Annotated in this window: 12 protein-coding genes; 7 read left to right on the forward strand and 5 right to left on the reverse strand. The window is 61.9% G+C overall.

Translation table 11 applies throughout. The features are described from left to right. Window positions 1-180: 180 nt before the first annotated feature. The 3 genes from X738_RS57215 to X738_RS57225 all read right to left on the reverse strand — a co-directional run bounded on the left by X738_RS57215 (window position 181) and on the right by X738_RS57225 (window position 4,281). Window positions 181-1,911, reverse strand: coding sequence for a Na/Pi cotransporter family protein (locus tag X738_RS57215; RefSeq protein ID WP_023799091.1), 1,731 nt, complete (start codon window positions 1,909-1,911; stop codon window positions 181-183). A gap of 87 nt (window positions 1,912-1,998) precedes the next feature. Beyond that, window positions 1,999-3,084, reverse strand: a complete 1,086-nt coding sequence (gene pstS, locus X738_RS57220) for a phosphate ABC transporter substrate-binding protein PstS (protein ID WP_023799092.1) — start codon at window positions 3,082-3,084, stop codon at window positions 1,999-2,001. A 456-nt stretch (window positions 3,085-3,540) separates the two neighbouring features. Then, window positions 3,541-4,281, reverse strand: coding sequence for a 2OG-Fe(II) oxygenase (locus X738_RS57225; RefSeq protein WP_023799093.1), 741 nt, complete (start codon window positions 4,279-4,281; stop codon window positions 3,541-3,543). A 184-nt stretch (window positions 4,282-4,465) separates the two neighbouring features. On the opposite strand from X738_RS57225, the gene X738_RS57230 reads away from it, so the two are divergent. Together X738_RS57230 and X738_RS57235 are read left to right on the forward strand one after the other, a co-directional pair. After that, window positions 4,466-5,863, forward strand: coding sequence for an NfeD family protein (locus X738_RS57230; RefSeq protein WP_023799094.1), 1,398 nt, complete (start codon window positions 4,466-4,468; stop codon window positions 5,861-5,863). Then, complete coding sequence (locus X738_RS57235) at window positions 5,860-6,624, forward strand: slipin family protein (protein WP_023799095.1); 765 nt, start codon at window positions 5,860-5,862, stop codon at window positions 6,622-6,624. Before X738_RS57230 ends, X738_RS57235 begins: the two co-directional genes overlap by 4 nt. A 201-nt stretch (window positions 6,625-6,825) precedes the next feature. Here X738_RS57235 and X738_RS86050 read toward each other — a convergent pair whose 3' ends face one another. Then, entirely contained in the window at window positions 6,826-6,969 is a 144-nt protein-coding gene (locus X738_RS86050) for a hypothetical protein (RefSeq protein WP_198032813.1), read from the reverse strand. Between the two features lie 25 nt (window positions 6,970-6,994). On the opposite strand from X738_RS86050, the gene X738_RS80835 reads away from it, so the two are divergent. Further along, a complete protein-coding gene (locus X738_RS80835) occupies window positions 6,995-7,447 on the forward strand; it encodes a molybdopterin-dependent oxidoreductase (RefSeq protein ID WP_198032814.1) in 453 nt (150 codons plus the stop codon). A 21-nt stretch (window positions 7,448-7,468) separates the two neighbouring features. Then, window positions 7,469-9,436 carry a putative bifunctional diguanylate cyclase/phosphodiesterase gene (locus tag X738_RS0141550; RefSeq protein WP_023799098.1) on the forward strand — a complete coding sequence of 656 codons (1,968 nt, stop codon included), beginning with the start codon at window positions 7,469-7,471 and terminating at the stop codon, window positions 9,434-9,436. A gap of 352 nt (window positions 9,437-9,788) precedes the next feature. On the opposite strand, the gene X738_RS57240 is transcribed toward X738_RS0141550, so the two are convergent. Further along, window positions 9,789-10,055 carry a hypothetical protein gene (locus X738_RS57240; protein ID WP_023799099.1) on the reverse strand — a complete coding sequence of 89 codons (267 nt, stop codon included), beginning with the start codon at window positions 10,053-10,055 and terminating at the stop codon, window positions 9,789-9,791. A gap of 148 nt (window positions 10,056-10,203) precedes the next feature. On the opposite strand from X738_RS57240, the gene X738_RS57245 reads away from it, so the two are divergent. The 3 genes from X738_RS57245 (at window position 10,204) to X738_RS57255 (ending at window position 12,620) form a co-directional block, all read left to right on the forward strand. Beyond that, window positions 10,204-11,139, forward strand: a complete 936-nt coding sequence (locus X738_RS57245; RefSeq protein ID WP_023799100.1) for a hypothetical protein — start codon at window positions 10,204-10,206, stop codon at window positions 11,137-11,139. A gap of 105 nt (window positions 11,140-11,244) precedes the next feature. Then, window positions 11,245-12,144, forward strand: a complete 900-nt coding sequence (locus X738_RS57250; protein WP_023799101.1) for an FAD binding domain-containing protein — start codon at window positions 11,245-11,247, stop codon at window positions 12,142-12,144. Beyond that, on the forward strand, window positions 12,144-12,620 hold the full coding sequence (locus X738_RS57255; protein WP_023799102.1) for a (2Fe-2S)-binding protein: 477 nt from the start codon (window positions 12,144-12,146) through the stop codon (window positions 12,618-12,620). The genes X738_RS57250 and X738_RS57255 overlap by 1 nt, the downstream gene beginning before the upstream one ends.

The raw sequence follows: 12,620 nt of genomic DNA on the forward strand, positions 1-12,620 counted from the left end.
GAGAGGGCACTCTCTTCGCCGGTTTCGCCAATCACCAGCGTTGCAGAATATTCACCTAGGTCGCCGCCAGCCACTTCTCCCCGTCACTATACGGGGAGAAGTGCCCGGCAGGGCGATGAGGGGCGGCGCCGACTTCGATAATTCGTCGCCTCTAATGCGAACGCGCTATGTCCCGCCCCGCTACTCGGCCGGGACCGGGCTGAGGCCGGGATCGCCCATCGCGTGCGGCCTGGTTTCCTTGCGTGCCGACGCCCGGGCGAGCACGCTTTGCCGGTTGACCGATTTGCGCTCGGCATCGATGCGTTGGATCAGGATTTCCGCGCGTTCGATCGACCCGAGCAGGGCCAGGATCGTGCCGCGTTCGGCGGCGCCTGCATTGGGTCCGAGCGCCAGCGTGCGGGCACGCAGTTCCTCGACCTCCGGCAGATTGACATGTCCGGCCGGCACCTTCGGGTCGGAGATGCCGTAAGTCGGCAAGATCTGTCGCAGCGAGGCATCGAGCTTGCTCAGCCCGACGTCGACGATGGCCTGCGCCGGACCGCTGAACTTCTCGCGCCTGACGCGGCGCGCCACCTGATGCATCGATTCCGTCAGGGCGGCGGTGAAGTCGGCTTCCTCGATCAGGCTGGCGATCAGGTCGAGCTGGTCGTAGGGCAGGTCTTCCTTCATCAATTCGGCGGTGTAGGCGCGGATGTCGCGGCTGAGGATATCGGTTGCGAGGTAGTGCTCGCCCGGATCCGACGGCGCCTTCTTCGACGAGCGGGCGATGTCGAGGAACATGGCGCCGGCTTGCAGATGGCGGGCCGTCTCCTGCTGGACAGCGGGAACGGCCTTGGCGAAATCGCCGGCCAGCTTGCGGTCGAGGAATCGCGGCGTCGAGAAATCTTCCGTGTCCTCGGCATCGGTGTGACCGACACGCGACAGGACCCGCTCGAACACCCCGATGAACGGAAACAGCAACAACGTGTTGAAGACGTTGAAGAAGGTCGAGTAGAGGCCGACCGCGACCGGCACCAGGGGAAAGGTCTCCTTGCCGTCGACGATCACCGGAATGGCGGGATCGCCGCCGAAGAACTGCATGGCCCATTCCAGGACCTGCATGGAGACGAAGAACAGCGGGATGGTGATGCACACGCCGATGATGTTGAAGGAGATGTGGGCGTAAGCGGTGCGCTTGGCGTTTTTCGAAAGATTGAGCGAAGCCATCCACGAGGTGATCGTGGTGCCGAGATCGGCGCCGAGCGAGAAGGCGACGGCCGTCGTCCAGTCGAGAATGCCGGCGGCGCCAAGGCCCATGACAATGCCGATCGTCGCCGAGGACGAATGGATCATGGCGGTCACGCCGGCGGCGATGAACACGCATTTGAGCAGGTTGAGGTAGGAGTCGGCCGTCAGCGTTTGCAGCAGGGCCATGACTTCGGGCAGGTTGCGCAACGGGCGCAGGCCGCCGGTCATCAGGTTGAGGCCATAGAAGATCAGCGCGAAGCCCATGCCGGCAAGCGCTATGTTCTTGACCTTCTCGCTTTTGGCAAAGCAGTAGATCAGCGAGAACACGCCGGCCAGGATCAGCCCGAGCGGACCGAGCGGCAGGGCGATGAGCCCGTTGCCGAGCGTGGTGCCGATATTGGCGCCCATGATCACGCTGATCGCCGGTCGAAGCGCGATGACGCCGGCATTGACCAGGCCGACGACCATGACGCTCATCGCCGTCGACGACTGGATGACGCCGGTGATCAGCGTTCCCGCCAGCACGCCCTTGATCGGCGTTCCGGCGGCCTTGGCGAGAAAGGCGCGCATCCGGTTGACCGACAGCGCCTGGATGCCGTTGGCCATGAAGTCGAGGCCGAGCATAAAAATGCCCAACCCGCCGATCACCGGCACGAGGATGTCCTTGAAGATATCGATGTCCATGTCACGCAGTCCCCAACAAGCCGCCATCACGGCGCGATATGAATTTCAGTTCAGGCGCTGCGCGAAGCAGCGGCCTGGCTCTTCCGCTCAGTTTCCGACCGGCTCCAGCCTTGCCCAGTATTGCTCGATCCGGGCGACGAGCGCCTTCGGCAGCGGCACGTAGCCGAGCGCGGCGGCGTCATCAGCGCCGTGGGCGAAGGCGAGCCGGAAAAGGTCGTGCACGCGGCGATAGCGATGTTCCGAACGGCCCGAGACCTGAACGACCGCGAACACCGCCGTGCTGATCGGATAGGCGGCATCGCCGTCTCGATCGGTCAGCGAGGCGAAGAAGTCGGTCGTTTGCGCCCAGTCGATGGATGTCGCGGCAGCTTGCACGCCCTGCGGCTCCGGCTTGACGAACTTGCCGGCTCTGTTCTGGATCAGCGCGTAGGCAAGGCTGGCGCGCTGGGCCTGGCCGGATTCGGCATAGGCGATCGCGCCCTTCGTGTCGTGCACGGCTTGGATGAGGTTCTGTGTGCCTTCCGCGTCAGTGCCGAGCGGCCACGAGATCAGTGTATTTGCGCCGTATTTGGCCTTCCATTCATCGCTGACCGCCGACAGATACTGCGTGAAGACAAAGGTCGAGCCGGAGCCATCCTTGCGGTGAACGACGCTGATCCTGAGATCGGGCAGCGTCACATCCGGATTCACCGCCTTGATCGCGGGATCGGACCATGACTGGATCTTGCCCAGATAGATGTCGGCCAGCAGCGGCCCGGTCAGGCGAAGGCTTCCCGGGCCGATGCCGTCGAGATTGACGACGACGGCGATGGCGCCCATCACGATCGGAAACTGCTGTCGGCCGGCCTTCTTGAGTTCGGCGCCATTGATCGGCGCATCCGTCACGGCAAAGTCGATATCCGGCTGATCGAGACGCAGGACGCCGGCGAGCGAGCCGACGATTTCATAGTCCACCTTCCAATCGGGCGAGACATAGTCGCCGCCGTCGGCGCGGGCGTTCTCGTAGGCCGTTGCCCATTTGCCGATGATCGGGGCGGCCAGTGTCGATCCGGCGCCGCGGATAGGCTCGGCCTGTGCAGCGGCCCCGATCATCAAGGCAACAGCCAGCGTGATGGCGCCGCTTAACTTCGCCGATTTGCGCCGTAGTGACGCAAAGCTTGCTGGAAACATCATGGCGATCCCCGACGCGCGAACAAATAGCTAGTTTTCAGTCTTGGCAGATATCAACAGTCATCCGCCCGGCGAACGAACGCCGGCAGAGAAACAACCCGCTCACCGTATGAACCTTGGTTAACGATTGGATGACAAAGATCTTTGCGGGTGAGATTTTTATTTTTCCGCGATTGCCGCGGTTGCCTGAAGAATTGTTCGGCAGCCAATCGCTTCAGCTTTGCGCTGCCCCTCACCTGCCTGCCGGCACCCTCTCCCCGTATAGTGACGGGGAGAGGGGCGCTCTCATCGATGGTTTCGCCAATCACCAGCGTTGCAGAATATCCGCCACGGTGCGACCAGTCCCTTCTCCCCGTCACACGGGGAGAAGTGCCCGGCAGGGCGATGAGGGGCGGCGCCGACTCCGACAACAGATCCCCTTGGCACGAAGTTGCTGGTCGCCTCCACGCAGGGACAGCCCTATTTCGCGTCGTGGAAGATAATGCCGACGGTATGGCGCATGCCGGAGCGAAGCCGGCTGACGCCGTGCCTGAGATTGACGCGGTAGCTGCCTTTGCTGCCCTGCACCGGACGATTGTGGACCGCGAAGGCGACTGCATCGCCCTGGCGCAGCGGCACCACCTCGGCGCGGCTCTGCATGCGCGGACGCTGTTCCGTCAGCACGAACTCGCCGCCGGTGAAGTCCTTGTCCGGTTCCGACAGCAGGATTGCCACCTGCAGCGGGAAGGCAAGCTCGCCGTAGAGATCCTGATGCAGGCAGTTGAAGTCGCCGGGACCATATTGCAGCAGGAGCGGCGTCGGCCGCGTCTGGCCCTGCTCGTGGCATTGCTTGAGGAACGCGGCGTGTTCGTCCGGGTAGCGCTGCGCGACGCCCATGCGTTCGTTCCAGTCGTTGGCGACGGCGGCAAGGCGCGGATAGAGCGCGGTGCGCAAGCCGCCGATCAGCTCGGGCAAGGGATAGCGGAAATAGTGGTACTCGCCCTTGCCGAAGCCGTGCCGCGCCATGTGGACATGGCTGCGGAAATGGCTTTCGTCGGGATACAGCCCGGCGATCTCCCGGCATTCTTCTGGTGTCAGCAGCTTTTCCATCACCGCGCAGCCATAGAAGCTCATCTCCTCGGCCAGTGCCTGCCAGTCATATCCGGCGACGCGCGCTTCCGCCGATCGGACCGCTGCTGCTGGAACCGTGTGCATGGTCATAGCTCTGCTCCTCTGGCTTCATCGGCTTCTGCCATCAGATGGGTGAAGCAGCGCACACAAACCACCCGTTTCCTGCCAACCGGTTTAGGCACAACGCAAGGTTGCCATGGATCAGCTTCACCGCCGCGACGCAGCATGGATTTTAGCAAAATCGAGCCCATATCCCTGATAGGGAGCTTTGAGCGTGAAACTCGCGCGTGTAGCCCTGATTGCCGCGGCTTTTGTAGCCGCTGTGGCTGTTTGTTCTTCTTCCGCAGCAACAGGAGAAGCAAACGGCCAGGGGAGGACTGCGCTGCGCATCGAGATAGACGGCGCCATCGGTCCGGCGAGCGCCATGCAGTTCGAGGAAGCGCTGGCGGTGGCCGCAGAACGGAACGCCGAGGTTTTCATCTTGCAGATGAACACGCCGGGCGGGTTGGTCACCAGCATGCGTGAGATCATCGCCGACATCCTCGCCTCCCCGGTTCCCGTCATCGGCTATGTCGCGCCCGCCGGCGGGCATGCGGCGAGCGCCGGAACCTACATCCTCTACGCAACCCATGTGGCGGCGATGGCGCCCGGCACCAATCTGGGCGCGGCAACGCCCATCGAGATGGGCGGGCCGATGCCATCCTTTCCCGGCGACGACAAGAACAATGGCCCGGAAGCCGGCAAGGACCCGAAGAATCCACCGGCGGGCAATGCGATGATCGCCAAGGCGACGAACGACGCGGTTGCCTTGATCCGCAGCCTGGCCGAACTGCGCGGGCGCAATGCCGATTGGGGTGAAAAGGCGGTGCGCGAGGCGGCCAGCCTGTCGGCCAGCGCCGCACTGCAGGAAAATGTGATCGACTTTGTCGCCCGCGACACGACCGAACTGCTTCAGCTGGCCGACGGCCGGACGGTCGAGATCGCCGGCAGGAAAAAGGTGCTGGCGACCAAAAGGCTGCCGGTTGAAACGCTCGAGCCTGGCTGGCTCATCCGGCTTCTCGCCGTCATCACCGACCCGAACATCGCCGTCATCCTGATGCTGATCGGCGTTTATGGCCTCGTCTTCGAGTTCACCAGCCCGGGCGCGGTCGCGCCAGGCGTGATCGGCACGATCTGCCTGCTGCTCGGGCTCTATGCGCTCAATCTCCTGCCGATCAGCTATGCCGGCCTTGCCCTGATGCTGCTTGGCATCATCTTCCTCGTCGTCGAGGTCTTTAATCCCACAGTGGTGCTTGGGCTGGGAGGCGTGGCTGCGTTTCTGCTGGGCGCTGCCATGCTGCTCAGGATCGAAGGTCCCGGCTTCGAGATGTCGTGGGCCGTCATCGGCACCGCCGCCATCCTGACGCTCGGCCTGGCGCTGCTGACCGGCAGCTATCTGTGGGCGGCCCGCAAGAACGTTCCGCGTGTTGGCGCCCAGGCCATGCAAGGGCTGCCGGCCAAGGTCCTCGACTGGCAGGGCAGCGAGGGACACGTGCTGGCCCGGGGTGAGCGCTGGCGGGCGAAAGCCGACGAACCCATTGCGGTGGGCGACAGCGTCGAGGTGGCTGATGTCAGGGGTCTCGTGCTGACGATACGGCGCCGCAATGTGCGAAGCGATGGAGCAAGGCAATGATGCTCGGATATGTGGCCTATCTGGTGGCAGCGCTCGTCGTGGTCATGTTCCTGTCCGCGGCCATTCGCATCCTGAGGGAATATCAGCGCGGCGTGGTCTTCACGCTCGGCCGCTTCACCGGGGTCAAGGGGCCCGGCCTGATCATCCTCATCCCCTTCGTGCAGCAGATGGTGAAGGTCGACCTGAGGGTGGTGGTCCAGGACGTGCCGCCGCAGGACGTGATCTCGCGCGACAACGTCTCGGTGAAGGTCAACGCAGTGCTGTATTTTCGTATCGTCGACGCCGAGCGGGCGGTGATCCAGGTCGAGGACTTCATGACCGCCACCAACCAGCTGGCACAGACCACGTTGCGCTCGGTGCTCGGCAAGCATGAACTCGATGAAATGCTGGCCGAACGCGACAAGCTCAACAGCGACATCCAGGAGATCCTCGATCAGCGGACCGATGCCTGGGGCATCAAGGTCTCCGATGTCGAGATCAAGCATGTCGACCTCAACGAGAACATGGTCCGCGCCATCGCCAAGCAGGCCGAGGCCGAACGGCTGCGGCGTGCGAAAGTGATCAATGCCGACGGCGAACAGCAGGCGGCGGCAAAACTCGTCGAGGCCGGCAAGATGCTGTCCGAGACCCCCCAGGCCATGCAGCTGCGCTATTTCGAGGCGCTCCATGACATCGCCGGTGAACGCTCGTCGACGGTGGTGTTTCCGGTGCCGATGGATTTGCTCGGCCATTTCATCAGGCCGACCGGCGAGAAGACGTGAGCTCGAAGGCCGGCGATCCTTCAACCCCCTCTGCCCTGGCAGGCATCTCGCCCCACAACAATGGACCACTTCGTGGGGGCGAGGAACCCAAGCTGGAATGAGGCCGCGATCCTTCATGCCGGCCATCTCCGCCACGAGCGGGGAGATCGGCAGTTTCGCCGTTGCGCGTCTCTTCCCGGCCGAACAGGGCTAACGGAAAAATCAGACATTCATGGCAATGTTAAACCCGCCTGCCCGAATGAAGGTCAGGCGACGGCTGGGTGCTGGCCCATCGAGAAGAAAAGGATTGCGCATGTCATCCTTGCTCAACACAGGACGTTCATCGCTCAAGCGCAGTCTGATCATGCTGGCAGTCCTGGCCTTTTGCATCTTGCCGGCCGGGGCGTTGGAGCCCGTTGATCTCCCGGAATCGCCAGACACTGTGGCCTTCAATGTTCAGAACAACGGCAAGTCGGTCCCAGTCACGTTGCGACAGCTGGAAAAGCTCGGTCTCTACCGGGTCACCACCGCAAGTCCATTTGAAAAGGGGCAGCTTACATTTGAAGGCGTCCTGTTCCGCGATGTGCTCAAGCTCGTTGGATTGGAAGGCGAGGATTCCGTTGTTCTGCGGGCGGTGGACGAATATGTGCAGATAATTCCGCGCCAAGATTGGACGGAAGGTCCTCTCCTGCTTGCCACCCGCCAGAACGGAAAATTGCTGACCCGGCGCACGCAAGGTCCGACCCGGCTGGTCTATCCGCTCAACGACCACCCGGCCTTCGATACGCCAATCCACAAACCACGGTGGGTCTGGCTGATCAAGACGCTCGAGCCTGGCGGCTGATCGAGCTCCGGCGTGGCTCGAATGGCACGCTTTGAAGGCTGGCGCGTTCCCGTCACCTACGGGACCGCCATCGCGGCTGCAGCAGCCAGCTCTGCGGTCCTGATCACCGTACTGTTTCTCAGCCTCAGCAAGATCGAATATTCGCTGCCGCGGTTCGGCTTTTTCGCCATCCGCGAATTCCATATTGCAATACGCGATGTAACTCACCTCAAGGACATGACATCGCTCGCCAAGGCCGCCCCCGGCTCTGCAGACAGCCTTGAGCAGTTATCAGCGGCGAACGACCTGGTCTACATCCGCTTCAAGCGGATCGACGGCACCGGGACGGCAAGCGAGATTCCCGCCTACGCAAGTATCGTTCCGCGTATCGTTGACGCGGTGACACGGCTTGATGCCATGATTGCGGCCGGGCTGCCTCTCGACGAAAAGATTTTGAAGGAAATGGGGTTGGAGCTCGAGCATCTCGTAGCGAGGATGAACGACGAATATTACAAATATGGAGATGAGATCAACGTGGATCTCTATTCGGCGGAAAAAAGCCTGAAGAGATTCAACTACCAGATTGCATTCGCTCTGGCGGTCTTGTCGCTGCTGGCGATCGGAACTGCCGTATTGCTTATCGGCCGTCGGGAAACGATAAGGAAACTGGAGTTTCTGGCCTGGCGCGACGCGACGACGGAACTGAAGAACCGTGCCTGGATGTCAGCCAACAGGGACGTGATGCTGGACCGGGCAAGGCTGGCCGGCAAGCAACTCCGGCTTTTCCTGATAGATTTGGATCATTTCAAGAGCGTGAACGATACGTTCGGTCATCACATCGGTGATCTCTTGCTGAAAGCCGTCGCCGAAATCCTGCAATCGGTCGAACGGCCCGACGAAGTTACCGCCATCCGTCTGGGCGGTGACGAGTTCGCCGTCATGGCGATCGGGGACCGGCACGCGGCAGCCGATGCTCTCGGAAATCGGCTTCGCGAGCAATTGAACCGGTTTGCCGAACTCGCGGGCCACCACGTGCGGATGGGAGCCAGTATCGGCATGGCGTGTTTCCCCGAACATGGTTCGGATATTTCCACCCTGTTGCGCAACGCGGACAGCGCTCTTTATGTCGCCAAAGCCGAAGGACGCTCTGGCTTCGTGACGTTCTCGCCTGCAATCCTCAATCAGTTCGATATGCAGCTCGGCCAAGAAGCTGGGATTAAGCGTGCGCTTAACTGCGACGAGTTCTTTCTGGTTTGGCAACCGCAGTTCGAGCTGGCAACCGGCCGCATGATCGGCGCCGAGGCGCTGGTGCGCTGGCGCGATCCCGCTTCGGGCGCGATTCGTCTGCCGATGTCATTCATTCCAATTGCCGAACGAAGCGACCTGATACTGGAAGTCGACAAGGTCGTGCTGAGCAAGGCTTGCCTGCAGGCAGCTCGATGGGCGCCTGTTTCTGCCGATGATTTCGTTTGCTCGGTCAATCTGTCGGGCAAAAGCCTTCAGAACGATGCGTACTTTGTCCACCTTGTTCTGGTGCTGCAACAAACAGGACTGCCGCCGTCGCGCCTGCAACTGGAAATAACGGAAGGGGTGCTTATCCAGAACAGCCGAAACGCCTTGAACATGCTGACGGAAATTCGAAATATCGGCGTCGGTCTGGCACTCGACGATTTTGGCTCCGGCTATTCAAGTTTCGGCTACCTTGCCGACTTCAACCTCGATCGGCTGAAGATCGACCGATCGTTCTTGAGCGGTCTGGAAGCGTCGAAGAAAAAACAGAACGTCGTTCGAGGCATTATAGCGCTGGCCAATTCGCTCGGCTTGACCGTTCTGGCAGAGGGGGTGGAAAACGAAGCGCAGCTCGATTTCCTGATCGCCGAGCATTGTCACAGCGCTCAAGGGTTTTTCCTGTCACAGCCGATCGAAGAAAATCTGCTGACGAACCACCTGGCCGCGAGGCAAGGCAGGATGAGAGATACGGACAAGTTCAGGCTGGGTATTTCTGCGTAAGGGTCGCTGCCGACCCAACCCAGAATGGTTCGAGCTTTTTCGCGGAACGGGGTGGTAGCGTTCGGGTCTGGGGCGTAGCATTCTTCGGCTGAGGTAACGGCATGGATCCCAGGGTCTGCGCCGCGCCGCTTCGCTCCTTGCTTCGCCTAGGATGACGAAGTGGAGGGGTGTTTCGGCCAATCTCCAACGTTTGCGATCTGCCAGTGAGATTTGCCACCGACGGTTCGCAGCAGATGGCAGACTTGCGGCTCGAAGGACATGAGAAGGTAGGCCGCAGCGACTGACGAGATCGACGTGCGCAACGAAATGTCGAACGAGCAACACCGCCCTGAAGTGCGTCAGCTGCGAAGTCCTATGCGAACAGGCCGACTGCTCGATCGTAAAAATGGTCGAGGGCGCAGCGCCTGGCGGCAATCCGGGCGGCTTCAAGCAATTCCTCGCGGCCCGAGGCGCCGTCCTTGTAGGTTGCGATGACCACACGCGCGATCCTTTCGGCGTCCTCGTTGTCGAGCTCCGCTTCGCCGGACCGCAAAGTTTCCCGCACCACACCCCTCAAAAGATCCAGTTCAATGGTTGAAAAGACGCCCATATAGGGCGCGGATTTGCACTCCACGGCCATCTGAATTCCTCCCACTGTCACGATATCAAACACGCGGCAGATTACAACTAAAGTATTAGGCGAGCGCACGCTTTTGGGGGCGCCCGTAGGCGTTGAAACGGAATGGGATTAGTCTGCGCGGTCTCGGGCTTCAGGACGCGGCAAAAGAATGGATTTCAGTTCAGGGCAAGGCTATTTCCTCATCGGCGGCCTCATCCTGGTCGGTGCCGGGCTGCTGATCCTTTCGCTGATCGTCAATGCTCGTGTGGCGCACAGCGTGCGCCACGACATGCGCCATCGTGAAAAGCTGCTGGAGTATTATCGCAACATCTTTTCCCAACTCGGCGTGATCCTGATCGGAATTGGCGTTTCCCTGTTCATCTTCTTTTTTCAGCAGAATTATCAGGAGCAGCGCAAACGCGAAACCGAGCTCCAGCTGGTTCTCGCCAAACTGGCCGCGCGCATTGCTCGCGGGGCGGCCGTCGTCGAATACCTCAGCGAATTCGATGCGCTGCTGGATGATGGCGGACCCTATATCAGTCCGGAACTCGGTGGAACCAACGCCGCGATCAGCGCGCACGGGGCGGAAGTCGGCAAGCAGGTCGCCGAGATCCTTTTGGTTGAGCGCGATGTTGAGGTTCAAGGGTTCGAGATCCTGAACCTATCGCGCGACTTCGAGGCATCGTTCGTCGTCAACGAGCTCGATCCCGCGCTGTGGTTCAACATCGTCCGGGATGAGAGCGAGATCAAATATGCCACCACTCAGCTCGCCCTCGACTACAAGGACCTGCAGGATGCGATCGGCGGAGACTCGATCGCGGTTGCGATCGCAAATCCTGAAAAACAGGCAAAAATCAAGCAGGAGGTGCTCGACATATTTTATGATGCCGACCTCTTGCGCCAGCGCAGCCGAAGACTTCTCGGCCGTGCGTGCTGGCTTTTCAGCAAGGGGCGCAGCTTCGTCAAGCTTGGACCGGTCGACGAGATCGAGGCCGAAGCCAGGTCGCACCAGGAATGGATCGATCGGTCGAAACGTTTCCTGACGCAGTTGAAGTCGGGAAGCGGCGATTGTTTCAAATTGCTCCAGTTCAACCCGGCGCCCTGAACGCGGACGCGCCTGGCCTAATCGCTGCTCATGCAGAACCGGATGACCATTCCAATCCAAGGCTCTATAACAGGCCGACAGAATTGCGATGATCAAGGGGAGACGATGCGCTACATACGTCCGCTTTCAATGGAAGATGCCGTTGGCCAGTTGGCCGGCTCGCCCGGCACCGCCGCCATTCTCGCCGGAGGCAGCGACCTCCTGGTGAGAATGAAAGGCGGCTTTATCGAGCCCGACCTTATCGTCGACATCAAGTCGATCGACGGACTGGGCGAGATCGGGGAAACGGCGGAGGGCTTCAGCATCGGTGCCGCGGTCCCCTGCGCCCTGATGGGAGAGAGCGCGGCCTTGAACAGGGAATGGCCGGGCGTCGTCGAAGCGGCCAAGCTGATCGGCTCCAAACAGGTGCAGGGACGCTGCACGATCGTCGGCAATCTTTGCAACGCCTCGCCGGCCGCCGACAGCGTCCCGGCGCTGGTGGCCGCCGGCGCCAGGGCATCGATTGTCGGGCCAGGAGGCAGGCGCACGGTCGCGGTGGAGGCAGTCCCCACCGGGCCTGGCAAGACGTCNGCGGTGGAGGCAGTCCCCCCCGGGCCTGGCAAGACGTCGCTCGCCAAGGGAGAAATCATCGAGGCGATCCTGCTCGACAGGCGGGCGCCGCGCTCCGGCGATGCCTATCTGCGTTTCATTCCACGCACGGAGATGGACATCGCCGTGGTCAGCGCCGGGGTGAACCTGACGCTCGATGAGCAAGGCGTCGTCAAATCGGCCCGCGTGGCGCTGGGCGCAGCGGCACCGACGGTGCTGCTGGTGGAAGAGGCGGCCGAGGCCCTCATCGGCAGGAAGCTGGACGAAGCAGCACTTGAGCGGCTCGCCAAGGTCTGCTCGGGGGCCTGCCGCCCCATCGACGACAAGCGGGGCACCGTCGAGTTCAGAAGAAAAGTTGCGGGTGTGCTGGCCAGGCGGGCCGCCACGACCGCCTATGCGCGTGCAGGAGGCAAGTGATGGCTGGTGTAGCAGTTTCAACGACAATCAACGGCGACAATGTCGAGTACCTTTGCCAGCCGGACGAGACGCTGCTCGACGTGCTGCGCGACCGCCTCGGGCTGACCGGCGCCAAGGAAGGCTGCGGCACTGGCGACTGCGGCGCCTGCAGCATCATCCTCGACGACCGGCTGGTGTGCTCGTGCCTGGTGCTTGGCGCGGAGGCCGAAGGCCGGCGCGTCGAGACCATCGAGGGCATGGCGCATGGCGACAGCCTGCACCCGCTGCAGCAGAAATTCCTCGAGCACGCAGCGCTGCAATGCGGCGTCTGCACGCCGGGCTTCCTGATCGCGGCGAAAGACCTGTTGGCCAAGAACCCCGACCCGACCGAAGAGGAAATCCGCTTCGGCCTGGCCGGGAACCTCTGCCGCTGCACCGGCTATGACAAGATCGTGCGCGCCGTCCAGGACGCGGCAAGCGTAATGAAGGGAGCCTGA

Source organism: Mesorhizobium sp. L48C026A00 (genome assembly GCF_000502375.1).
In the GTDB taxonomy this organism is placed as follows: Bacteria; Pseudomonadota; Alphaproteobacteria; order Rhizobiales; family Rhizobiaceae; genus Mesorhizobium; species Mesorhizobium muleiense.

Coding starts and splice junctions, on each gene's coding strand:
- X738_RS57225 (WP_023799093.1), bottom strand. CDS start 4,281: ATGACCATGCACACGGTTCCAGCAGCAGCGGTCCGATCGGCGGAAGCG.
- X738_RS86050 (WP_198032813.1), bottom strand. CDS start 6,969: ATGATCAGACTGCGCTTGAGCGATGAACGTCCTGTGTTGAGCAAGGAT.
- X738_RS57235 (WP_023799095.1), top strand. CDS start 5,860: ATGATGCTCGGATATGTGGCCTATCTGGTGGCAGCGCTCGTCGTGGTC.
- X738_RS57255 (WP_023799102.1), top strand. CDS start 12,144: ATGGCTGGTGTAGCAGTTTCAACGACAATCAACGGCGACAATGTCGAG.
- X738_RS57245 (WP_023799100.1), top strand. CDS start 10,204: ATGGATTTCAGTTCAGGGCAAGGCTATTTCCTCATCGGCGGCCTCATC.
- pstS (WP_023799092.1), bottom strand. CDS start 3,084: ATGATGTTTCCAGCAAGCTTTGCGTCACTACGGCGCAAATCGGCGAAG.
- X738_RS0141550 (WP_023799098.1), top strand. CDS start 7,469: ATGGCACGCTTTGAAGGCTGGCGCGTTCCCGTCACCTACGGGACCGCC.
- X738_RS57240 (WP_023799099.1), bottom strand. CDS start 10,055: ATGGCCGTGGAGTGCAAATCCGCGCCCTATATGGGCGTCTTTTCAACC.
- X738_RS57215 (WP_023799091.1), bottom strand. CDS start 1,911: ATGGACATCGATATCTTCAAGGACATCCTCGTGCCGGTGATCGGCGGG.